Source organism: Empedobacter sp. GD03865, from assembly GCF_029840775.1.
GTDB classification, from domain to species: Bacteria; Bacteroidota; Bacteroidia; order Flavobacteriales; family Weeksellaceae; genus Empedobacter; species Empedobacter falsenii_B.
Genome location: NZ_JAOCDF010000021.1, coordinates 33,673 through 56,822, shown reverse-complemented (window position 1 = coordinate 56,822; position 23,150 = coordinate 33,673). Strand labels below are relative to the sequence as shown.

21 protein-coding genes are annotated in these 23,150 nt (G+C 32.3%); 15 read left to right on the top strand and 6 right to left on the bottom strand.

Annotated elements, in window-relative coordinates; all coding sequences use genetic code 11:
- The first annotated feature begins 219 nt into the window (after window positions 1-219).
- The 9 genes from N5D46_RS09240 (at window position 220) to N5D46_RS09200 (ending at window position 10,471) form a co-directional block, all read left to right on the top strand.
- Window positions 220-816 carry a thymidine kinase gene (locus tag N5D46_RS09240; protein WP_219034099.1) on the top strand — a complete coding sequence of 199 codons (597 nt, stop codon included), beginning with the start codon at window positions 220-222 and terminating at the stop codon, window positions 814-816.
- A complete protein-coding gene (locus N5D46_RS09235) occupies window positions 803-3,268 on the top strand; it encodes a bifunctional UDP-N-acetylmuramoyl-tripeptide:D-alanyl-D-alanine ligase/alanine racemase (protein ID WP_280049807.1) in 2,466 nt (821 codons plus the stop codon). Before N5D46_RS09240 ends, N5D46_RS09235 begins: the two co-directional genes overlap by 14 nt.
- Before the next feature lie 56 nt (window positions 3,269-3,324).
- Window positions 3,325-3,603 (top strand): hypothetical protein, encoded by a 279-nt coding sequence (locus tag N5D46_RS09230; RefSeq protein ID WP_280049806.1) that lies wholly within the window; start codon window positions 3,325-3,327, stop codon window positions 3,601-3,603.
- 63 nt (window positions 3,604-3,666) lie between these two features.
- Complete coding sequence (locus tag N5D46_RS09225; protein WP_280049805.1) at window positions 3,667-5,871, top strand: patatin-like phospholipase family protein; 2,205 nt, start codon at window positions 3,667-3,669, stop codon at window positions 5,869-5,871.
- A gap of 4 nt (window positions 5,872-5,875) precedes the next feature.
- Window positions 5,876-6,301 (top strand): rRNA maturation RNase YbeY, encoded by a 426-nt coding sequence (gene ybeY / locus N5D46_RS09220; RefSeq protein ID WP_114998588.1) that lies wholly within the window; start codon window positions 5,876-5,878, stop codon window positions 6,299-6,301.
- A 54-nt stretch (window positions 6,302-6,355) separates the two neighbouring features.
- Window positions 6,356-8,227: a tRNA uridine-5-carboxymethylaminomethyl(34) synthesis enzyme MnmG gene (gene mnmG / locus N5D46_RS09215; protein ID WP_280049804.1), complete on the top strand. Its 1,872-nt coding sequence runs from the start codon at window positions 6,356-6,358 to the stop codon at window positions 8,225-8,227.
- A gap of 1 nt (window position 8,228) precedes the next feature.
- The gene (locus tag N5D46_RS09210; RefSeq protein ID WP_280049803.1) at window positions 8,229-9,122 is read left to right on the top strand and encodes a class I SAM-dependent methyltransferase; all 894 of its coding nucleotides are present in this window, start codon (window positions 8,229-8,231) and stop codon (window positions 9,120-9,122) included.
- A gap of 126 nt (window positions 9,123-9,248) precedes the next feature.
- The gene (locus N5D46_RS09205; protein WP_038336217.1) at window positions 9,249-9,764 is read left to right on the top strand and encodes a lipocalin family protein; all 516 of its coding nucleotides are present in this window, start codon (window positions 9,249-9,251) and stop codon (window positions 9,762-9,764) included.
- 26 nt (window positions 9,765-9,790) lie between these two features.
- On the top strand, window positions 9,791-10,471 hold the full coding sequence (locus N5D46_RS09200; protein ID WP_280049802.1) for an OmpA family protein: 681 nt from the start codon (window positions 9,791-9,793) through the stop codon (window positions 10,469-10,471).
- Window positions 10,472-10,542: 71 nt separating this feature from the next.
- Here the strand turns inward: N5D46_RS09200 and N5D46_RS09195 are convergent, their stop codons facing one another.
- The 4 genes from N5D46_RS09195 to N5D46_RS09180 form a co-directional block, all read right to left on the bottom strand.
- Window positions 10,543-11,634: a hypothetical protein gene (locus tag N5D46_RS09195; protein WP_280049801.1), complete on the bottom strand. Its 1,092-nt coding sequence runs from the start codon at window positions 11,632-11,634 to the stop codon at window positions 10,543-10,545.
- 154 nt (window positions 11,635-11,788) lie between these two features.
- Window positions 11,789-12,502, bottom strand: coding sequence for a pirin family protein (locus N5D46_RS09190; protein ID WP_038336213.1), 714 nt, complete (start codon window positions 12,500-12,502; stop codon window positions 11,789-11,791).
- 339 nt (window positions 12,503-12,841) lie between these two features.
- Complete coding sequence (locus tag N5D46_RS09185) at window positions 12,842-13,795, bottom strand: 2-hydroxyacid dehydrogenase (protein WP_280049800.1); 954 nt, start codon at window positions 13,793-13,795, stop codon at window positions 12,842-12,844.
- A 157-nt stretch (window positions 13,796-13,952) separates the two neighbouring features.
- Window positions 13,953-14,825, bottom strand: coding sequence for a diacylglycerol kinase family lipid kinase (locus tag N5D46_RS09180; RefSeq protein ID WP_280049799.1), 873 nt, complete (start codon window positions 14,823-14,825; stop codon window positions 13,953-13,955).
- A gap of 111 nt (window positions 14,826-14,936) precedes the next feature.
- Between N5D46_RS09180 and N5D46_RS09175 the strand changes: the two genes are divergently transcribed.
- The 6 genes from N5D46_RS09175 (at window position 14,937) to N5D46_RS09150 (ending at window position 20,074) form a co-directional block, all read left to right on the top strand.
- Window positions 14,937-15,365 carry a SufE family protein gene (locus tag N5D46_RS09175; protein ID WP_038336207.1) on the top strand — a complete coding sequence of 143 codons (429 nt, stop codon included), beginning with the start codon at window positions 14,937-14,939 and terminating at the stop codon, window positions 15,363-15,365.
- Between the two features lie 29 nt (window positions 15,366-15,394).
- Window positions 15,395-17,245: a monovalent cation:proton antiporter-2 (CPA2) family protein gene (locus tag N5D46_RS09170; protein WP_280049798.1), complete on the top strand. Its 1,851-nt coding sequence runs from the start codon at window positions 15,395-15,397 to the stop codon at window positions 17,243-17,245.
- A complete protein-coding gene (locus N5D46_RS09165; protein WP_280049797.1) occupies window positions 17,226-18,230 on the top strand; it encodes a glycosyltransferase family 9 protein in 1,005 nt (334 codons plus the stop codon). Before N5D46_RS09170 ends, N5D46_RS09165 begins: the two co-directional genes overlap by 20 nt.
- Window positions 18,231-18,287: 57 nt before the next feature.
- Window positions 18,288-19,340 (top strand): alkaline phosphatase family protein, encoded by a 1,053-nt coding sequence (locus N5D46_RS09160; protein ID WP_114998606.1) that lies wholly within the window; start codon window positions 18,288-18,290, stop codon window positions 19,338-19,340.
- A 76-nt stretch (window positions 19,341-19,416) separates the two neighbouring features.
- Window positions 19,417-19,710: a type II toxin-antitoxin system HigB family toxin gene (locus N5D46_RS09155; RefSeq protein WP_038336201.1), complete on the top strand. Its 294-nt coding sequence runs from the start codon at window positions 19,417-19,419 to the stop codon at window positions 19,708-19,710.
- A 4-nt stretch (window positions 19,711-19,714) separates the two neighbouring features.
- Window positions 19,715-20,074 carry a helix-turn-helix domain-containing protein gene (locus N5D46_RS09150; protein ID WP_038336230.1) on the top strand — a complete coding sequence of 120 codons (360 nt, stop codon included), beginning with the start codon at window positions 19,715-19,717 and terminating at the stop codon, window positions 20,072-20,074.
- Window positions 20,075-20,113: 39 nt separating this feature from the next.
- Here N5D46_RS09150 and N5D46_RS09145 read toward each other — a convergent pair whose 3' ends face one another.
- On the bottom strand, window positions 20,114-20,797 hold the full coding sequence (locus N5D46_RS09145) for a LysE family transporter (RefSeq protein WP_180905536.1): 684 nt from the start codon (window positions 20,795-20,797) through the stop codon (window positions 20,114-20,116).
- 41 nt (window positions 20,798-20,838) lie between these two features.
- Window positions 20,839-22,998 carry a ribonuclease R gene (gene rnr, locus N5D46_RS09140; protein WP_280049796.1) on the bottom strand — a complete coding sequence of 720 codons (2,160 nt, stop codon included), beginning with the start codon at window positions 22,996-22,998 and terminating at the stop codon, window positions 20,839-20,841.
- Window positions 22,999-23,150: the final 152 nt, after the last annotated feature.

Below are 23,150 nucleotides of genomic sequence, written 5' to 3'. Positions count from 1 at the left end.
TTGTTTCATAATTATCCCTAAGTTAATAAACTATATTTTTAAACGTTCCGGTTTTTAGGGAAGATTACAAGAGGCAAAATAAAAGTAAGTTAAGCACGCTATACATCTACACTAAAGCTCATCTAAAGTTTCAAGATGAGCTTTAATCTACTTTTTACTTCTTTCATCTAATTTATTCCGTAAATTTGTTCTCACATTTTAATCTAAATTATTTGAACTATGTTCCTCGAAAATACCTTTAATCATAACAAAAAAAGTGGATGGATAGAAGTCATCTGTGGCTCAATGTTTTCTGGTAAAACCGAAGAACTTATACGCCGTCTAAAACGTGCCGAATTTGCCAAGCAACGTGTCGAAATCTTCAAACCTACGGTAGATACGCGTTATGCTGACCGTGAAGTAGTTTCACACAATCAAAATTCTATTACATCAACACCTGTTGAGTATTCTTCAGCAATTTTATTATTGGCTGATGATTGCGATGTGGTAGGAATTGATGAGGCACAATTTTTTGATGACGGTATTGTAGACGTGGCCAATCAATTGGCAAACGAAGGCAAACGCGTTATAGTTGCTGGTTTGGATATGGATTTCAAAGGTCGTCCTTTTGGTCCTATGCCCAATTTAATGGCGACTGCCGAGTATGTAACAAAAGTGCATGCAATCTGCGTTCGTACAGGAAATTTAGCCAATTATTCGCACCGAAAAATTGACAGTGATCGCCTTGTAGAGCTTGGCGAAGTACTAGAATACGAACCATTAAGCCGAGTTGCTTTCTGGGAAGAACATAACAAACACAAAGTTGAAAACTTATAATCTAAATCAAATTGCAAGTATCATCAACGGTACTTTGATTGGAAATGGAGACGAAATCATCGATCAAATTTTCTTTGATTCGCGCATGATTGTCAATCCAACTCAGGGAATTTTCTTTGCTTTTCACGGAAATCAAAAAGACGGGCATTTGTATTTGCAAGATGCTTATCAAAGAGGAATTCGAAATTTTGTCGTAGAAAAAGCGTTGACAAATTTGCCTCATGCAAATTTTATCGAGGTCGAAAATCCGCTACTTGCTTTACAAAATTGGGCAAAAATTCATCGCAAACAGTTTAATTTTCCTGTCATCGGAATTACCGGTTCCAACGGAAAAACAATTGTCAAAGAATGGTTGAATCAATTGTTATGGAAAAAATTCTCGATTGTTCGTAGTCCAAAAAGTTACAATTCTCAATTCGGAGCAGCACTTTCTGTTTTGCAAATGGAGGAGAAAAACGATTTGGGTATTTTCGAAGCTGGAATTTCGATGCCAAATGAAATGCAAAATCTCGAAGAAATTATTCAACCAACAATTGGTGTGTTGACAAAAATCGGAGAAGCGCATTTAGAGAATTTCAAAAATCAAGATGAATTGATTCAGGAAAAACTGAAACTATTTTCTCATGTTGATAAATTAGTTTTCAATATCGAAAATGAAAAAGTACATCAAGCTATTCTTGAAAACTCACATTTAGCACAAATAGATAAATATACTTATGGTTACTCCAATTCTGCCACTGTACAAATCAAGCAAATACAAAGTAATCAGACTAATACGCAAATTTCTATTTTACATAATCAACAAGAATTCACCTATTCGATTCCTTTTATCGATGATGCTTCGATTAAAAATAGTTTAATTTGCTTAACGACTTTAATTAGTTTAAATATTGATTATAAACAACTTAAAAACGAATTTAGTCAACTTCTACCAATCGAAATGCGTTTGGAAATTAAAGAAGCGATTAATCATTCAATTTTAATTAATGATACCTTCAATTCTGATCTAAATTCATTAAAAATTGGTTTAAATGTGTTAAATCAACAACCACGCGACAAAAAATCGTTAGTGTTGACGGATATTTTACAAAGTAACTTATCTGATCAAGATTTATATCAACAAGCAGCCGATTTAGTCAACCCTTATAATTTTGATGAAATAGTTTTGATCGGAGAAAAAATTTCTCAATTCAAACATTTATTCGAATCTTATGTTCGTTCATTCAATTCGACTGAAGAATTCTTAGAACAGTTCAAACATCAAAATGTCGACAACGAAGCTATTTTATTAAAAGGTGCTCGTCCGTTTAAATTAGAAAAAATCTCGAATGAATTAGAAACACGTTCCAACGATTCTGTTCTCGAAATTAATTTGCAACACCTTATCGAAAATATAAATGTGTACCGCTCATTGCTAAAACCTACCACAAAATTGATGTGCATGGTAAAAGCGAACAGTTATGGAACAGGAAGTTTTGAGGTGGCAAATACCTTACAAAATAACGGTGTCGATTTCTTGGGCGTAGCGATTGCAGACGAAGGAAAAGAATTGCGCGAGGCTGGAATTACCGTTCCAATTATCGTCATGAACCCAGAGCAAAGTAGTTATTCAACGGTTATCGATTATCAATTGGAGCCAGAGATCTATAGTTTGCGCGTCTTGAAATTATTCATTCAGAAACTACAAGAAAAACAGATTTCTTCGCCTTATCCAATTCACCTAAAAATGGAAACGGGTATGAATCGTCTTGGCTTTCACGAAGATGATTTCGAAGAATTAATTGCAATTCTAAAAGATAATTCACATGTTTATGTTCGCTCAATTTTCACGCATTTAGCAACTGCAGATATGCCAGAGGAAGAAGAATATGCGAAATATCAATTAGAACGTTTTGATAATAGTTATGCGGCAATTACAACTGCTTTAAACATAAAACCAATCAAACATGCGTTAAATTCTCCTGGAATTGTAGCGTATGGAGAGCATCAATATGACATGGTTCGTTTAGGAATCGGAATGTATGGCTACTCTGAATATACCGATTTTATGGAGAAATATTTGAAACCTGTTGTGCGTTTCAAAACGGTAATTTCTCAGATTTCAGAGATTGAAAAAGGCGAAACTGTAAGCTATGGTCGTCGTTTTACAGCGGAGCGTCATACCAAAATTGCAACCTTGCCTGTTGGTTATGCAGACGGAATTCGTCGTTCACTTGGTTACGGAAAAGGAAAAGTAGGTATCAACGGGCATTTGGCTACAATTACCGGAACCATTTGTATGGATATGATGATGGTTGATGTTACCGATATTCCATGTAAAGAAGGTGACGAAGTGACTATTTTTGGAAACTCGCCAACTTTAGCTAACGTTACCGAATGGTTAGGAACAATTCCTTATGAAGTCTTAACTTCGGTTTCCCAACGTATAAAACGCGTTTATTACAAAGAATAATTTATTGAAAGAGTTACAGAAAAGTAGCTCTTTTTTTGTAATTTAAAAAAAAATAAATGGATAAAATAATTAGATTAATTGAAGAGTATAATAATTCTGACGATTCTCTGAACAATGAATTCGAATTAGAAATAACATCTGAACAGATTCTTCTTTATTTAAATGATTTTATCCTAAATAAGGATGATTATCCATCAGAAATTTATGATTCATATCCACTTTCTGTTTCACAAATAGAAAAACTAAAGCCTTTTCTAAAACTAAATAAAGCTTTTTCTGCAGACTTTTCGAAATTTTCATATTATTTAAGTTGTTATGAAAATAATGTAGAATAGGTTAAACAATTCTACAACTTAGATTCAAAATTGCTATCTTTATTCCTCAATTTAGATCAATTTATGCGCAGTCTTTTTGCTTTCATTTTCATTATTTCAACCATTTCTTTTGCACAAGAAACGAAGAACGATTCAACGCGTCTAAAAGTGGGTGTTGTATTGAGTGGTGGTGGCGCAAAAGGCTATGCACATGTTGGCGCTTTGAAGAAAATTGAAGAAGCTGGAATCAAAATTGATTACATCGGAGGAACAAGTATGGGTGCGATTATCGGTGGATTATATGCCGCTGGATATACACCTGACGAACTCGAGAAAATCATGCATCAATTGGACATTTCTTCATTGATTATGCAAAATAAAGATCGTGCAGAGATTCCTTTTTTCGAGAAAGCATACAAAGAAAAATACATCTTAGAATTACCTTTTGATAAGTTCAAATTAACGATTCCAAATGCCATTTCAAAAGGTCAAGGTCCGCTTGATTTATTGACTTATTTATTGCGTCCAGTTCATGATATTGATGATTTCAATAAACTTCCAACACCTTTCGTCTGTATCGGAACCGATCTCGAAACTGGAGAAGAAAAAGTCTTTCGTTCAGGCTTTTTACCTCGTGTTATTTTGGCTTCTGGCGCATATCCAACCATGTTAGATCCTGTCACAATTGATGGTAAAATATATGTTGATGGAGGCGTTGTCAACAATTTCCCCGTGAAAGAAGTGAAAGATATGGGGGCTGATATTATTATCGGTGTCGAATTGGGTGATGGTTTACAAAAACGTGATGATCTAAATTCGGCTATTGATATTTTGAGTCAAATTATGACGATGAGTATCGTTAAAAAAACGGATGAGCAGAAAAAACTAGTCGATTTGTTGATTAAGCCAGAGCTAAAAGAATATGCTGTTACAAGCTTTGATGAAGTAGATTCTATTTACAATCGCGGACTTATTGCTTCGGAAAAAGTATATGATCAACTGAAAGAAATTGCAAAAAAACAGCATGCTTCAAACAAAACTCGAAACGAAATTAAACTTGATGATTATGTTTTGGTGAAAGAAATTGAAGTAGAAGGATTGAAGAATTTCAACACAAATTATATCGAAGGTAAGCTAGGGATTCGTACTCCTGAAATTATAAAATATGATGATTTAAAAGCTGGAATTTCGAAACTGTATGCTTCTGGAAACTTTAATAATATCACGTATAAAATCTCAGAACTTAACGATGAAGAGAATTTATTGACGTTAAAAGTTCAAGAAAATAAGACCAAACAATCAATCCGTTTTGGATTACATTACGATGATTTATTCAAAACAGGATTACTTTTAAACTTCACTTCAAAGAATTTATTTGTCAAAAACTCGGTGCTATCTGCTGATGTTGTGGTTGGAGATTATGCGCGATATAACATCAATTTTTTCATTGATAATGGTTATTTACCAAGTATTGGTTTCAACTCTTTTTCGCATTATTTTGACAAAGAAATTGATTTAAGAAACTTCTTTGGTCAAGATAATATCTACAAAAAAGTAAATTATAACTTTAGAGAATACATCAATCAACTCTATATTCAATCCACGATTAAAGAAAAATTTGCGATTGGCGTTGGATTAGAGCATCAATACACAAAAGTTTTCACAAATAATTTTATTGCTTCTAATGAAGAATTTCCAGCAAAATCCGAAGGTTATTATTGGAAAGCGTATGGATATATTAAAGCAGATAATCGAAATAATGCAAATTTTGCGCGTAGTGGTTTAAAATTTGATGGAAGCTTTAAGTATTTGTTTGATTCTAATGTAACTGGATTCGAAAATAACTATTTGCTAGAATCGAGTTTAGAGGCAAATTTTCCGTTAAATAATTTCCTAAGTTACAGATTTACTGCTAACTTTGGAACCTTTTTCAACGATAATGTAACAATGCCTCAGAAGTTTTATATCGGAGGTTATGTTGAACAAGATTTTTTCAATTATACCAAGTTTTATGGGCTTCCTTTTGGCTCTGCGATTGGCGACAATCAATTGCTTTTTGGCTCTCATATCCAAGCTAGAATTTTGAAAAATCATTACACAAGTCTATTTATGAATATAGCAAATATCACAGATAGATTTGAGCAATTGAGTTTAACAGATTACAAATATCTTGGGTACGGCATTACCTATGGCTACGATAGTCCATTAGGACCTTTAAATTTTATTTGGAGTTATTCGCCTTACACAAAAAAAGGATTATTTAATTTAAGTTTAGGTTACTGGTTTTAGAACAATGATAGAATTATTTTACGAAACAGATTTTGAGCTAAAAGATGCTCAAACTTGGATAGATTGGATCGTAGAGAGTATGAAGAATGAAGGGAAAACAATAGAAGATTTAAACTATATTTTCTGTGATGATGAATACTTACTTCAAATTAATCGACAATATTTAGACCACGATTATTACACAGATGTTATCGGTTTCGATAATTCTATTGAAGACGAATTGATGGGTGATATTTTTATTAGTATCGAACGAATCAAAGATAATGCTGAGCAAAATGGTGTTTCTTTTGAGAACGAGTTGGCTCGTGTTGTTATCCACGGAATATTACATTTTGCTGGTTATATGGACAAAGAACCAGACGACAAAGAATTGATGACTGCAAAAGAAAATCAATATTTAGAAACGTTTAGTAGCTATCTAAATCAATAATGTTCCACGTGGAACATTTATTATTTTAACAAGAAAAATAAGTTTACAAATCAAATGATATTTCAATCAGAATATGATGTAATTGTAGTTGGTGGTGGTCACGCAGGTGCAGAAGCAACAGCGGCAGCAGCCAATTTAGGAGCAAAAACGCTTCTTGTTACAATGAACTTACAAACAATCGGACAAATGTCTTGTAATCCTGCTATGGGTGGAATTGCGAAAGGGCAAATTGTTCGCGAGATTGACGCTTTAGGCGGATACTCAGGTATTATTACCGACAAAACTGCGATTCAATTCAAAATGTTGAATCAATCAAAAGGTCCAGCGATGTGGTCACCACGTGCGCAATCAGACCGTATGCGTTTTGCAGAAGAATGGCGTTTATCTTTAGAGAGAACAGAGAATGTTGACTTCTTTCAAGATATGGTAAAAAATTTAATCATCGAAAATGGTAAAGTTTGCGGAGTAATTACAGCCATGGGAATGAAAATTCGTTCTAAGTCTGTTGTACTTACAAATGGTACTTTCTTGAATGGTTTAATTCATATTGGAGAAAAACAATTTGGAGGTGGACGCATGGGAGAATCTGCTGCTTTCGGAATTACGGAACAATTAGTTGATTTAGGTTTCGAAGCTGGACGAATGAAAACAGGAACTCCTCCACGTGTAGATGGTCGTTCTATCGATTATACGAAAATGGTTGAGCAACCAGGTGATGAAAATCCTTCAAAATTCTCATATACAAATACACAAAAATTAACAAAACAACGTTCTTGTTGGATTACTTATACGAATCAAGAAGTTCACGATTTATTGCGCGAAGGTTTTGATCGTTCTCCAATGTTTAACGGAACAATTAAATCAACAGGACCAAGATATTGTCCATCTATCGAAGATAAAATTAATCGTTTTGCAGACAAAGATCGTCATCAGATTTTTGCTGAACCGGAAGGTTGGCACACGATGGAATTCTACATAAATGGATTCTCAACATCTTTGCCAGATGATATTCAAGCAAGAGCTTTACGTTCTGTTCCTGGTTTTGAAAATGCAAAAATGTTACGTCCAGGTTACGCCATCGAATATGATTATTTTCCACCAACACAGTTAAAACATACGCTAGAAACTAAGTTAATTGATAACTTATATTGCGCTGGTCAAATTAACGGAACAACAGGTTATGAAGAAGCTGCTTCTCAAGGTTTGATGGCGGGTATAAATGCTGTGTTAAAAATTCAAGGAAAAGATCCATTTATCTTAAATCGTAATGAAGCGTATATAGGAGTTTTAATCGACGATTTGATTACAAAAGGTACAGAAGAACCTTATCGTATGTTTACGTCTCGTGCAGAATATCGTATCTTATTGAGACAAGATAATGCGGATGAACGTTTGACAAGAAAAAGTTTTGAACTTGGTTTAGCTTCAGAAGATCGTTTGAGAAGAATGGAAGAAAAATTTGACAAAGCTGAAAAACTTGTTAATTATTTCGAAGAAAATTCCATCAAGCCACAAGAAATAAATGATGTAATTGAAGAGCGCGAAGGAACACCTTTGAAACAACCAAACAAAATGATTTCGGTTATTTCTCGTCCTGAATTAAAGCTTTCTGATTTCACAAAATTGAATCGTGTGAAAGAGTTTATTGAAACGAATGAATACGATCAAGAAGAATTAGAGCAAACAGAAATTCAGATCAAATACAAAGGCTATATTAAGAAAGAACAACAGAATGCAGATAAATTGCATCGTCTGGAAAATCTAAAAATTCCAGCTGATATAGATTATCATGTTTTTGGATCGATGTCGATAGAAGCTCGTCAAAAATTAACAAAAATAAAACCTGCAACGGTAGCACAAGCATCAAGAATTAGTGGTGTATCGCCAGCAGATATAAGTGTATTATTAATTTACATGGGAAGATAATATGGAAAATGTTCCACGTGAAACATCTCAAGAAAATCCTTCAAAAGAAGGATTTTCTGGTATTAAGAAATTAGATTTAAAAGATTATTTTTTAACAGGAGAAAAATTTGAGATTTACGAAGATTCAGAAACCGAAGTTTTGTACACTCTCCCCCAGCCTATCGAAAATTTAGGAAAGTATTACGAAAGTAAAAATTACATTTCCCATACCGATGGAAAGAAATCAATTTTCGAACGTTTTTATCAAATGGCAAAATCAATCAATCTAAATAATAAATTAGAATTGATTAATAAAGTTGGAAATGGTAAAAAGATTCTAGATTATGGTTGCGGCGTTGGAGATTTTTTAGAACATCTACAAAAAAATGGGTATGATGTTTTGGGAATGGAACCAAATGATTCGGCAAGACGAATTGCGCAATCAAAAGTTGGAATAGAAAAAGTTACTTCTACAGAATTAGAACAGAATACAGAAAAGTATGATATCATCACGTTGTGGCATGTTTTGGAACATATCCCTAATTTAAATGAGATTATTGGAGAATTAAAAAATCATTTAACGGATAATGGAGTATTAATAATTGCCGTTCCCAATCATCAATCATATGATGCTAAATATTATGGTAAATATTGGGCAGCTTATGATGTACCAAGACATCTTTGGCACTTCTCTGATAAAAGTATGAGTAATTTACTTAGTAACTTTGGTATGAAAATTGATAAGATTAGTCCAATGAAACTTGACGCATTTTATGTGAGTTTACTTTCAGAGAAATACAAGGGAAATAAATTTGGTTACTTTAATGCAATAAAAGTTGCTTTAAAGTCAAATTATTTAGCTAAAAATAATGGACAGTATTCATCTTTAATCTATATTATTAAAGCTGAAAATTAAAATAAGCGTTTTTAAAGAATGATTATCTAATCAGATGTATTAGAAGTCGTTTTTTTTCTAAAACTTTATTAAATCTAATTTATAGAAGCCGTTTTTTAAGATTAATAATAGATAAAATAAATAGCTATGAAAAAAAGTATTTTATTATTTGGGATATGCGCTTCAGCATTTTTAACTTCTTGTGCATCTACAACCGTTGCAAAACAAGAAATACAAACAGGTAAAGAAGTGAGAGGTGCATGGACTTTGACAAATGTAGACTACCAAGGTTTAACAACAAACGAGGTACAAGGTAATGTAAAAATTACTGATGCAGTTGCGAAAGTTTTTGACACAGCAAATCCAGAATGTTATGAAGGTTCTACTTGGAACTTGGTTCAAAACAACAAAAAAGGAACTTACACTTTCAATAATGCAGGTGGAGATTGTCCTTCAGGAACGGCTAACATTATTTGGGATTTACAACAAGATGGTTCTACAACTTATTTCATCTTCAAAGATGTTACAGGAATCAAAGCGAAACAAAATACAGCAGGATATAAAATGCGTGTAGATTATGTTGATGCAAATTCGATGAAATTGGTACAAGATATCAATGCAAACGGAAAAATTGCTCAAGTGATTTATAACTTCGTACGTTAATCAACAATTTAAAAAACTTAGAAATTATGAAAAAAATAAATACTAAAATAGCCGCAATTGTATTAGGAGGATCATTTATGATGTCTTCTTGTACAGCTGTACAAAATGCAAATAATACACAAAAAGGTGCTGGTATTGGTGCTGTAGCTGGTGGAGTTTTAGGAGGGCTTATTGGTAAAGGTGCTGGAGGTGCGTTAATTGGTGCTGCTGTTGGTGGAGCTGCTGGTGGTGTTATTGGTAACAACATGGATAAACAAGCGCAAAAAATTGAGCAAGTTTTACCAGGTGCAGAAGTTGTAAGAACTGAAGAAGGAATTAATTTAATTTTAGATGAAAACTCTAAAGTTACTTTTGATTACAATAAATCTTCATTAACAAGTACTGCAAAAGCAAACTTAGATAAATTAATTGAAGTTTTTAAAGAATATCCTGATACAGATCTTTTAGTTATTGGGTATACAGATAATGTAGGTTCTCAATCTTATAATAAACCACTTTCTGAACAAAGAGCACAATCTGTAAAAGATTATTTAATTTCGAAAGGAATTGCATCTTCTCGTCTAACATCTACTGGAAAAGGTATAGAAGATCCAATTGCAGATAATAGTACTGCTGAAGGTCGTGCTAAAAATAGACGTGTAGAAGTTACTATTACAGCTAACGAAAAAATGAAAGCGGACGCTGCTAAAGAAGCTAACGGACAATAATTCATTTCAATATAAAACAAGAAAAGCGTTCAGAATCTGAACGCTTTTTTTATGTTTAATAAGTTTGAGAATTATTTAAAATTAACCACAAACCATTTATTATTGATCTTTTCTAAAGTCACTTGATACGTCTTAGATGATTGGTCTTTTAAATTTGCATTCACTTCAACCAATGCAACTTTTTCATCTGCATCTAACACTTTTGCATCATTAATTGTTGCTTGCTCTAAATTCTTAATTGATTCATCAGAAGAAAATTTTTGGAAAGTATTCCATTCGCCACTTCTTGTCAACGCAAAAGCACCAGAATAATTTTTCTTTGATAAATTTGTCATAAAACGATTCGAAAGAGATTTTACCATTCCAGCTTCTTTACTTACATGTGCAGGCGTACTTTCAACCAAAAGAGAATCTACAACCTCAGCAGCACCAACTAAATTCAACGGAACTTTTATCGCTTTACGATTCGTTAAATATCGTTCAGAATTCGGAATTCGAACCAAAATATCTAATCGATCACTCTTAATTTTAGAAGCATCTAATGACGAATATTTAATATTAATTGTATTTTTTCTGTACAAATCATCCATAGAATTTGGATCAATTGTAGAACGAAATGTGTACACAATACTACCTGAATTAAACACTTCTATCGTTGCCGTTACAGCTTTATCCAACTGAATTTCCTCTCCTTGTGCATTGTAGAAAAAAGGAGAAATTGAGATTCCTGTATCATCTTGTTTTAAACTAAAATCGAAACGTTGTACATTAGAAGTCGGTTCAGCAGGCGTTTCTACAGTTTCAATTGCACCTGATTTTGGAATTCCATTCACCAAAGGAACTTGATTTCTATTCCATGTAAATTTATTTTGTAACGCGACTTTTTCAGCAATATCAAAAACCTCATCTACCGTTTTTCCATCTAACAACGTACGCACAATTCCCCAACGCGCTTCATTATCCATTGATTGACTTGTGTTGTACTCGAAAATAATCTGTAAAGCTTCCTTAAATTTATCTTGTTGCATAACAGGCAAAGCCTTCGAAATTTTGTCTACCGTTTCACTAAAAGTTTGTACAGATGTAGAATCAATTTCAATGTTATCATTTTTACAACTGATAATCATTAAAGCGAAAGAAGCAATGATGAATAAACGTTTCATATAGTTTAGATTAAGTACGTTTTGAGTTAAAGTTATATAAGCAGTAAATATACTAAATACTTGTATTGAAAATGCTATTTTTTTTAACAAAAAAAGCAGACTCCATTTCTGAAATCTGCTCTATATATAAAACAACTAAAACTTGAAAAAATTTCTAAATATCCATAGGAACTTCGATTAACATCAAGCGAGAATCTTTGGCTACATTAAACGAGAACTCGTTAGTATCCTTGATTTCGATGACATCTCTACGTCCTAATTTGTTTCCGTCAAATTCAACTTCTCCTTCCACAACCATAAAGAAAACACCATTTCCTTCTTTTTGTACTTTGTATGTTTCTTGTTTATCTTCTGTATAATTTCCTAAGAAAATCCACGCATCTTGATGAATCCAAACTCCTTGATCATCTGCATTTGGAGAAAGAACTTGGTATAATTCATTCTCTTTTGCTACATCACGAACAGAAATTTGTTGATAACGAGGCTCAACATTCATTTTATTTGGAATAATCCAAATCTGAAAAAAGTGTCCTTCTTGATTTTCATAAGCATTCATTTCGCTATGAAAAACTCCTGTACCTGCACTCATTACTTGTACATCTCCAGACTCAATTACAGAACCTGTTCCCATTGAATCTTCGTGCGAAATTCCTCCTTTTGTAGGAATTGTAATAATTTCCATATTATCATGAGGATGTTTTCCAAATCCCATTCCTCCAGTAATTATATCATCATTTACAACGCGCAAAGCACCAAAATGAATACGTGCTGGATCGTAATAATTCGCAAAACTATAAGAATGTTTAGAATTTAACCATCCGTGATTTCCTCCACCTCTTGATTCTGATTTAAATATTTGGTAATTCATAGTAATTTATTTTTATACAAATTTAGGATGCAAAAAAAACTTATCTATTGATATGTGATAAGTTATCAATTAACACACTAAGAAGGTCAATAAAACTTTATTTTAAATTATTAACGAAATGTTAAAAATAATTTATATTTTAGCATTCAGTTAACACATCAGACATATATATGCTATCAATATTAGGCGAATCAACATTTAATGTTATACTTTGGATTCTACTCCAAATCGTTCTTGTTATTATAGTAGCAGTTATTTTGTATAAAGTTTACAAAAAACTTACAAAATGAAAAAAGGTTCCGAAGTTTCGGAACCTTTTTAGTTTATATCAATTAATCATTACTGATTATTCTTCCAATCAATTATTTTATCACGAATAAACTCTGCTAATTTCACTTTACTTTGATGTGTCCAACCAGCAATATGTGGGGCTAAAACAGCATTATCTGCTTGAATTAAATACTGAAATTCTTCTGGTAACTCAGATGCAACTAATTTCTCAAAACTCGATTTTTCAAATTCTAAAACATCTAAAGCAGCCCCCAAAACTTTTCCAGCTTTCATTGCTTCAACCAAATCTTTTGTTACAACAGATTTTCCACGAGCTGTATTCACAAAATAAAATGGTTTTTTGAAGTTAGAAATAAATTCTGCATTAATCATTTGCATCGTTTCTGGCGTTTGTGGCGTATGTAAACTTACAACATCAGCTTCCTCAAAAAATTCTTCTAACGAAACTTGTTTTGCAAATTCATTTCCTTTGTTTGATAAAATATCGTAGCAAATCACATTGACTTCGAAACCTTGCAAACGTCTCGCAAAAGCATTTCCCATATTTCCGTAACCTATAATCCCAACAGTTTTTCCTTTCAATTCATCACCACGATTTTCTTCGCGTTTCCAAATTCCATTACGAACTTCGTTATCAGCTCTACGCAAATGATGCATCAACATCAACAACATACCAATCGCATGTTCACCAACAGAATCTCTGTTACCTTCGGGAGAATTAAATAAAACAATGTTATTTTCGGCAGCAAACTCTTCGTCAATATTCTCCAAGCCTGCCCCTACTCTACCAATAAACTTTAAATTCGTTGCTTTTGCCAAAAAATCTTTATCAATTGGAAATCTACTCCTTACAATCATTCCATTATATTCATTGATCTTTTGTTCGATGATTTCTTTGGGCGAAGTATAATCTTCATCAACAATAAACCCCGCTTCGCGAAGTCCATTATTCAGACATTCATGATTAGAATCGATTGCTAAAATTTTATAAGGCGTATTCATTGTAAAAATTTTAATCAAAGTTACAACGAAAGCGAAGATTAATAAATAAATTGATGATGATATTGGTTACAAACAAATCGTTTATAACTCAGTTAATAACAATTTAATTAATTGAAAATGTATAATTTATATTGTTAATTAATTAGATAATTAAGGTTTAAAAAATGATTTTCAACGCATTTGGTAATACCTTAACTTTTACTTGAAGTGAATCGGTATTATGAATCTCTCCATCAAGTTGATACGTAATTGGATTATGATCTAAACTTTCAATCTTGAATTTTTTCACTTTTCGATACTTTGCTTTGTCTAATAAATCAATTTTCTTGGCTAAAACCAATACCGAAAAATAAAACTGCTCGAAAACATCTAAATCTTCTATCATCAATAAATCCAATTCACCATCAGACAAATCAGCTTTCGGTGTAAAAGAGATCCCATAACCAGCAATGTTAGAATTAGAACAGAAAAGATAATAAAAACTCTTCTCGATAATTACATCATCTATATAAAGACGAAACAATTTCGATTTATAATTCAACAAGGTTTTCACAGAAGCATCAACATATCCAGTAATCGTACGCTTTTGATTCTCTTCATACGTTTTGATGACTTCTGCATCAATCCCAAAACCTAAATTGCTAAAAAAATACTTGTCCTCTACTCTACCAACATCAATTTTGTGAATAGCATTTGATTTGATAATTTCAATCGCTTTGTTAGCATCTTTCGGAATATTAAGATTTGTTGCCAAACCATTTCCAGATCCAGCAGGAATTATTCCCAACGGAATATTTTTTTTCACCAAAGCACTCGCCACTTCATTGATTGTCCCATCACCACCACATGCTACAATCACATCCGAATTTTCTGCAATCGCCTCCTTCACCAATTCTTTTGCATGAAATTGATAAGCAGTTTCTTTCAAAACAATTTCGTCTGAAGAATCAAATTTTGATTGTAAAAAATCGAGCGAAATATCGTGTTTTGCGTTTCCAGAATTTGGATTAACAATGAAAGTGTACTTCATTTTTTGGGAATTGAAATTTATCAAAACACAAAAATAAGAAATCTAAAAGAATCAAGCTATTTAACGTCTTTTTTTGAGGAAAAACTATCAAAAACTTTCTAACTTTGTAGTATGAAAATTAAAGAAATTCAAAACGAAATAGTAGACGAATTCTCATTTTTTGAAGATTGGGAACAACGCTACGAATATTTGATCGAGTTAGGAAAAAGCTTAAATACTTTGCCAGAGGAAGCAAAAACAGATGATAAAATCATCAAAGGTTGTCAATCTTCTGTTTGGTTAGATGCAGAATTGGACGGTGATACAATCGAATTTAAAGCTGATTCTAATGCTATTTTACCAAAAGGAATTGCGGCATTATTGGTGAGAATGTACAATCATCAAACGCCAAAAGATATTTTAGAATCGGATACAGATTTTATCAACGAAATTGGTTTATCAGAATTTTTATCTCCAACACGTGCAAACGGATTATTGGCGATGATAAAACAATTCAAATTTTATGCAATTGCATTTCAATCAAAACAAAATAATAGTTAGACGCATCATCTAATCAACCTTATAAAATAATGAACGACTTTTTAGGCCAAGCATTTATTTTTCTTTTTTCCGCTGTAATCTGCGTTCCTATTTCCAAAAAATTAGGAATGGGTTCGGTTTTGGGTTACTTAATCGCTGGAGTTTTAATTGGACCTTATGTGCTGAAATTTGTTGGCAATGACGGAACAGACATTATGCACGCCACAGAATTTGGTGTAGTAATGATGCTTTTTTTGGTCGGATTAGAACTTGATCCAAAGGAATTCTGGAAGATGAAAAATAAAATCATCAACCTTGGTGGAATGCAAGTTTTGGGGACGATAATTATTGCAACTTTAGTCGGAATGTTTGCCTTGAAAATGGATTTTTCTTTGGCTGTTTCTATAGCTTTTGCAATAACCATGTCTTCAACAGCCATTATTATGCAAACACTTAGCGAAAAAGGATTGACCAAAACAAGCATAGGTAAATCGACTTTTTCAGTCTTGTTGTATCAAGATATTATGGTAATTCCGATCTTAGCAATTATTCCACTTTTAGTTGGAGATTCTTTGATTCAGTCCATTGGAGATGATTCTAAAAGTTTGTTAGTTGGTGGACCAGCGTTCATGAAAACCTTGGTTATTGTTGGTGCCATTACGTTTATTTATGTGATTGGAAGATATATCATTACACCTTATTTCAAATATGTTGGACAATTACAAGTTCGAGAAATTTACACCGCTTCTGCCCTACTTTTAGTGATTGGAGTTTCAATTTTAATGCAAAAAGTTGGAATTTCTCCTGCTTTGGGAGCATTTATCGCAGGTGTTGTTTTAGCGAATAATGAATATAAACATCAATTAGAAAGTGATATAGAGCCGTTCAAATCATTATTATTAGGAATCTTTTTTATTGCAGTTGGATCGACGATTAACTTCAAATTAATTGCAGATAAACCTTTTATGATTCTTGGATTAACATTTGGAATAATGTTGATAAAATCATTGGTTTTATGGTTAATCGGAATCAAACATAAATTCGATTTTGATCAAAAATGGTTGTTTATTTTACTTTTATCACAAGTCGGAGAATTTGCTTTTGTTATCTTATCATTGACTCGAAATTTAGATATTCTAAACAAAGAATGGTACGATTTGATGTTAGCAACAACAGCGATAACAATGGTGATTACGCCATTACTTTTAGTCTTAAATGAAAAATTAATTCTAAAATATTTTGGAGTTAAAACGAGAGTTAAACCTATTATTGAAAACGATAAAATCACTCCACATTCAGCTGAAGGTGAAATTATTATTGCTGGTTTCGGTGATTTTGGAAATACAATTAGTCGTGTGTTGAAAAGCACTGGTATCAAATCGATTGTTTTGGATAACGATAGCGAGCGTGTAGAGAAAATGCGCAAGCAAGGTTTCAATGTTTTTTATGGCGATGCAACAAATGTGAACTTACTAAAATCGGCTGGTGCGGAGCATGCAAAATATTTTGTAGCAGCTTTGGATCCGCCAGAAATCAATCAAAAATTGGTGTATATTGTTCGTAAAAACTTTCCGAATCTCGAAATTATTGTTCGTGCAAAGAATCGTAGTTATGCATATAATTATCTGAAAGATGGTTTAAACGAAGTGTATCGCGAAAACTTTTTCTCGTCAGTTTACGTAGGAAGACAAATCTTGATGAAATATGGTTTTTCGTATGAAGAAGCATCAAAAGTTGGAGAAATTTTTATAAAAAGTGACCGAAAATCGTTACGTAAAATTGCGAAACATGCCGAAAATTCTGATCAATATTTTGAAGCATCTAAGCAAGAATTTGAAAAGCAAATGAAAATGGTTGCAAAAGAAATTAACAATAGGAATAATGGAGAAAACGAATCATAAAAAACTATTAGTTTTACGTTTTTCTGCTTTGGGGGATGTTACAATGATTGCTCCTGTTTTACAAGAGTTTATTGAACAAAATCCTAACATCGAAGTTTATGTTGCTTCGCGCCCTTTTATGGGAAATATTTTCAAGCAATTTCCTCAAATTAAATTCATTTCGGTTGATTTGAACAAAGACTACAAAAGCTTTTTTAGCTTGTTCAAATTATACAAAGAATTAAAACAATATAATTTTGATTATGTAGCTGATTTTCACAACGTAATCCGATCAAAAGTAATTACAACTCTATTCAAACTTAACGGAACAGAAACGGCTACTTTAGATAAAGGTCGTGAGGAGAAAAAAGCTTTAGTCAATCAAAAAAATCGCGTTTTTAAGCAATTAAAATTAACAACTGAACGCTATGCTGATGTTTTACGTCAACTTGGTTTTAACGTCAATTTAAAGCATAAAATCGAACCAAAATCGATTAAGGAACCAAAATCAATTGGAATTGCTCCTTTTGCAGCCTTCACAAGTAAAATGTATCCAATCGAAAAGATGAAAATCGTAGCGACGAAATTAGCTAAAAATGGGTACAAAATTTATTTATTTGGCGGTGGAAAAGCTGAAATTGATGAATTAAAAACATGGGAAAATTTCAATCCAAACATCAAATCTTTAGCTGGAACAATCTCTTTTGAAGAAGAATTACAAGCTATTGCCAAATTAGAAGTAATGATTTCGATGGATAGCGCAAATATGCATTTAGCCTCGTTGATGGGAACACGCACAATTTCTATTTGGGGTGCAACTCATCCATTTGCTGGATTTTTAGGTTATGGACAATCTATGGATGATGTGATACAAGACGAATCGATGAAAATTCGTCCAACTTCTATCTTTGGGAAAGATCCAAAAAAGTTTAAAAACTATGATTATTTTCAAAATTTGAGTGCCGAGGATGTTTATCAACAAATCGTCAATAAACTCGAAAAATAATACTTTTAAAAGCATCATAACGATGCTTTTCCTATTTTTATAAGAAATTAAAATCACATGAAGTATACATTTCTTATTCTTGCCTTATGCTCAAATTTTTTATTTGCACAAGAACCGAAAGTTATTTTGGTTACGTTGGATGGTGTTCGTTGGAAAGAAGTTTTCCGTGGAGTTGAAAAATCAATTTTAAATAATAAAAAATACAACTCACTTATTGTTCAAACTAATGAAAAATATTGGACAGAAGATTCTATAAAACGCCGCGAATTATTAATGCCATTTACATGGAAAACGATCAAAGAAAAAGGAGTTATTTTGGGAAATCGTGACGAGCAAAATTTTGTAAATCTTACCAACAAAAGATTATGGTCTTATCCTGGATACAACGAAATAATTACAGGAAAAGCTGATGATGAGCGAATTAAAAATAACAAAGATATTCCGAATCCTAATGTTTCAGTTTTTGAAATTGCAAATCAGCAAAAAAATTTAAACAATAAAGTAATGGCTTTTGGAAGCTGGAGAATGTATACAAATATTTTCAATCAAGAACTTTCGAAATTGTTGGTAAATGCTGGATATCAAAATAGTTTTAATCAAAATAAATCTGAACGAGAATTACTAATAGAACGTTTTCAGTTAGAAACGCCAAAACAATGGTGGGGAACGAGATTTGATATTTTTACGCACGAATTTGCGTTAGAAGCGATGAAAAATCAGAAGCCAAAATTGCTTTTTATAGGTTATGGAGAAGCTGATGATTACGGACATGATGAAGATTACGATCAATATATTACTTCAATAAATCGCAATGACAGAATGATTGAGGAATTATGGAATTATGTGCAAAGCGATCCATTTTACAAAGATCAAACAACGATAATTGTAACGACAGATCATGGACGTGGAAATGGAAACGAGTGGACGGATCACAATGATGAAGTAAAAGGCTCTGACGAAGGATTTATTTTGATGATTGGAAACGGAATTAATCCTAAAAACTTCAAACAAAATCAAACGTCTATCAATCAAATTGCCTCTACCATTGCTGATTTGATGAAAGTAAAAACTTGGAATTATAAGGATTCTGGGAAATCGTTATTGAAGTAAATAATTTCAAAAATTAATTCAAACAAAAGTTCCCGTTTTGGGAATTTTTTATTTAATTTTGTATAAACAAATCTAATTGAGAGTTATAGCAAGAAAAATACTCCGAGAATTTTGGGCTAAACATTCAGATTGTGAACAGCAATTGAAAGCGTGGTATCAAGAAGTTGAAAAAGCTAAATGGAATAATCTAAACGAATTAAAATTAGAATATCCCAATGCAAGTATATTAGAGAATAATCGTGTTTGTTTTAATATCAAAGGGAACAATTATCGATTGATTGTAAAAATTAATTTTCCTTATCAAATGGTGTGGATTCGATTTATTGGAACTCATGCTGAATACGATAAAATTAACGCAAATCAAATTTAAAATTATGCATATTAAACCTATAAAAACAGAACAAGATTATGATTTGGCATTAGAACGTTTAGAAATGATTTTTGATGCTGAACCAAATACTGAAGAAGGTGATGAATTAGAAATTCTAAGTATTCTAATTGAAAAATATGAAGAAGAACATTTTCCTATAGAATTTCCTGATCCAATAGAAGCAGTACAATTTAGAATAGAACAATTAGGTTATTCACAAAATGACTTAGCAGAAATAATCGGTTTAAAGAGTAGAGCAAGCGAAATATTGAATAAGAAAAGAAAATTATCGCTTAGTATGATTCGAAAATTAACCGAGAAACTTAATATTCCATCAGAAGTATTAATTCAACCATATGAATAAAAAAACTCCCATCAAAAAATTTGATGGGAGTTTATATTTCTAACTTGTTTGTTCTTGATTAATGAGCTGATTCTCTATTTTTTGATCGATTTCTTTAAAGAATCCGAAACCTTTTAGGATAATGATTAATCCAAAGATTAAAAGACAAATTCCAACTCCTTTTCGTACCATAAATACTTTTTGATCGGTAAAACGTTTTTGAAGTTTTCCTGCCAAAAATATTTTTCCCAAATCTATTACAAAATAGGTGGTCAAAACAACGCCCATGTAAAGCATAAAATCGCTTGGATTTGGATATTGAATCATAATTGAAGAGACAATTACAAACCAAAAAACAATGACACCGATATTCAACAAATTCATAATGAATCCATTGATAAACGTTCTCAAATAATTGTTGCTTACAAATCCTGCTTCGCCTTCTATATGTAGCTTTGGTTTAGAGAAATACATGAAAATTCCGTAAATCAATACAAAGAAACCTGCAATGATATAAATACGGTAAAACTTTGGATGATTGGTCACATAATCTGTAAAATCTTTACTTCCATAATAGGCTGCTGCAATACACAAAATATCGGCTGCAATAACTCCTAAATCTAGAACTACAGCGGTTTTCCAACTTCTACGCAAACTGGTTTCAATAAGTAAGAAAAATACAGGTCCAATAAGAATTGTACTTAACAAAAAACCTATTAGTATGGCCGAAAATATTATTTCCATAACATAATTAAGGTCTGCAAGATAAGTCTAAAATATGAAACTTAAGCATCAACTAATTCAAAATCTAATTGCTTCTTGATTAAATCAGCATTTAAAACTTTGATTCTAACCGGACTTCCTAACTGATATTTAACACGTGTGCGTTTACCTATTAAAGCATGATTTTTTTCGTCAAAAACAAAATGATCACCTTTCATAGCACGAGAACGAATCAAACCTTCGCAACGCGTTTCTGGAATTTCAACGAAGATTCCATAATCTTGTACACCTGTAATAAAAGCATCAAAAGTTTCGCCAACAAATTGCTCCATGTATTTTACTTGCATATATTTTATTGACTCTCGCTCTGCTTCTGCAGCAATTTTTTCGCGAGATGAACAATGTTTTGCTTTATCTTCGTAAACAGCCGCTGCAGGAGATTTTTTACCATCTAAATAATCTTGCAACAAACGGTGCGCAATCATATCTGGATAACGACGAATCGGCGATGTAAAATGCGTGTAATAATCGAACGCTAAACCGTAATGTCCTATATTCTCTGTTGTATATTTTGCTTTCGCCATTGTTCGCATTGCCAAAGTTTCAACCATATTTTCTTCTGGTTTTCCTTTCACTTCTGCTAACAACTTATTCATAGAATTGATAGTTGTTTTACGATCTCCAATCTCTAATTCATACCCAAATTGGCGAATAAAATTCTTTAAGTCTAATAATTTATCTGGATTTGGATCATCGTGAACACGATAAATATAAGTGTTCGCATTCTCTTTTCCATGTTTATCTAAACTAATGAATTCAGAAACTTTTTTGTTACATAATAACATGAATTCTTCAATCAATTTATTCGAATCTTTCGAAATTTTGAAGAAAATTCCTTGCGGATTATGCGTTTGATCTAAATCGAATTTTACTTCAACTTTATCAAAATTAACCGCTCCATATTTCATACGCTTTTGACGCATTGTTTTTGCTAAACGATCTAAAGTCAAAATTTCATCTTTAAAATCTCCATCTTTTCCTTCGATAATTTCTTGCGCTTCTTCATAAGTAAAACGTCTGTCCGAATGCGTTACTGTCCGACCAAACCATGTTTTTACAATCTTCGCATTATCATCCATTTCAAAAACTCCCGAAAACGTATATTTATCTTCGTTTGGACGCAAAGAACACGCAACATTCGACAACACTTCTGGCAACATTGGCACTACTCTATCCACCAAATAAACAGAAGTTGCACGCTTGTATGCTTCTTGCTCGATCAACGAACCTGGACGAACATAATGCGTAACATCAGCAATGTGAACACCAATTTCCCAGTTACCGTTCTCTAATTTTCGTATTGATAAAGCATCATCAAAATCTTTTGCATCTTTCGGATCGATTGTAAATGTCGTTATATTTCGCATATCTCTACGACGAGCTGCCTCGGCTTCATCTATCGAAGTATCCAACTGATTTGCTTCCTCTTCTACTTCCTCAGGAAATTGAGCTGGCAAATCGTATTCTAACAAAATCGCATGAATTTCTACATCCGTATCATCTGGACTACCCAAAACTTGCGTGATTTCGCCAAATGGTGAATTAGATCCTTCTGGCCAATTTGTTAATCGAACCACAACTTTTTCTCCTGGTTGAGCATTTTTAATTTTCTCTTTCGGAATAAAGAAATCATGATTACCATTTTGCATCGTTACAAAACCAAAATTTCCGTTCTTTCCTAGCTCGAAAATACCAGTAAATTCAGTTTTATTGCGCTCGATAATTTCTACAATTTCTCCTTCTGCTCTCGATTGATTGGCATGTTTTTTTGGATAAACATATACGCGAACCGTATCGCCCATTAAGGCATTTCTCGTTTTTCCTTTTTGTACAAAGACATCTTGTTCAAGACCATCAATCATAATATAAGCACTCCCTGAAGAAGTCAAATCCGCAATCCCAACCATATAATCATTGGTTGCATTGATTTTGTATTTTCCTCTTTCTACTTCAGAAATCTTCTTGTCAGCTAATAAAACATTCAAATTCTTAATCAATAATTCTGTATCAATTCGATTTGTTAGGTTTAAAGCTGCTGCAATTTGTTTATAATTTAAAGGTTTATTCGGATTTTGAAATAAAACTTCGATGATAGACTTCGTAAACTTTGTTATGTTTTTGTCTTTTTTCGCCTTTGTATTTTTAAAATTTCTTCTTGGCATAATTTGTTTTCTGTCAAATCTCTTCTTGTTTTTTCGAGATTTATTTTAAAATAGTTAATAAATAAACACCTTAATTATTTGATTATCAAATTATTTTTAATAACTATTGATAAGATGTTAATAAACAACATAACCACTGCAAAGGTAATATA

Bases quoted from the DNA above. Each gene is read 5' to 3' on its own strand.
- N5D46_RS09240 (WP_219034099.1), top strand. From the start codon at position 220: ATGTTCCTCGAAAATACCTTTAATCATAACAAAAAAAGTGGATGGATA.
- N5D46_RS09230 (WP_280049806.1), top strand. From the start codon at position 3,325: ATGGATAAAATAATTAGATTAATTGAAGAGTATAATAATTCTGACGAT.
- N5D46_RS09225 (WP_280049805.1), top strand. From the start codon at position 3,667: ATGCGCAGTCTTTTTGCTTTCATTTTCATTATTTCAACCATTTCTTTT.
- ybeY (WP_114998588.1), top strand. From the start codon at position 5,876: ATGATAGAATTATTTTACGAAACAGATTTTGAGCTAAAAGATGCTCAA.
- mnmG (WP_280049804.1), top strand. From the start codon at position 6,356: ATGATATTTCAATCAGAATATGATGTAATTGTAGTTGGTGGTGGTCAC.
- N5D46_RS09210 (WP_280049803.1), top strand. From the start codon at position 8,229: ATGGAAAATGTTCCACGTGAAACATCTCAAGAAAATCCTTCAAAAGAA.
- N5D46_RS09205 (WP_038336217.1), top strand. From the start codon at position 9,249: ATGAAAAAAAGTATTTTATTATTTGGGATATGCGCTTCAGCATTTTTA.
- N5D46_RS09200 (WP_280049802.1), top strand. From the start codon at position 9,791: ATGAAAAAAATAAATACTAAAATAGCCGCAATTGTATTAGGAGGATCA.
- N5D46_RS09195 (WP_280049801.1), bottom strand. From the start codon at position 11,634: ATGAAACGTTTATTCATCATTGCTTCTTTCGCTTTAATGATTATCAGT.
- N5D46_RS09190 (WP_038336213.1), bottom strand. From the start codon at position 12,502: ATGAATTACCAAATATTTAAATCAGAATCAAGAGGTGGAGGAAATCAC.
- N5D46_RS09185 (WP_280049800.1), bottom strand. From the start codon at position 13,795: ATGAATACGCCTTATAAAATTTTAGCAATCGATTCTAATCATGAATGT.
- N5D46_RS09180 (WP_280049799.1), bottom strand. From the start codon at position 14,825: ATGAAGTACACTTTCATTGTTAATCCAAATTCTGGAAACGCAAAACAC.
- N5D46_RS09175 (WP_038336207.1), top strand. From the start codon at position 14,937: ATGAAAATTAAAGAAATTCAAAACGAAATAGTAGACGAATTCTCATTT.
- N5D46_RS09170 (WP_280049798.1), top strand. From the start codon at position 15,395: ATGAACGACTTTTTAGGCCAAGCATTTATTTTTCTTTTTTCCGCTGTA.
- N5D46_RS09165 (WP_280049797.1), top strand. From the start codon at position 17,226: ATGGAGAAAACGAATCATAAAAAACTATTAGTTTTACGTTTTTCTGCT.
- N5D46_RS09160 (WP_114998606.1), top strand. From the start codon at position 18,288: ATGAAGTATACATTTCTTATTCTTGCCTTATGCTCAAATTTTTTATTT.
- N5D46_RS09150 (WP_038336230.1), top strand. From the start codon at position 19,715: ATGCATATTAAACCTATAAAAACAGAACAAGATTATGATTTGGCATTA.
- N5D46_RS09145 (WP_180905536.1), bottom strand. From the start codon at position 20,797: ATGGAAATAATATTTTCGGCCATACTAATAGGTTTTTTGTTAAGTACA.
- rnr (WP_280049796.1), bottom strand. From the start codon at position 22,998: ATGCCAAGAAGAAATTTTAAAAATACAAAGGCGAAAAAAGACAAAAAC.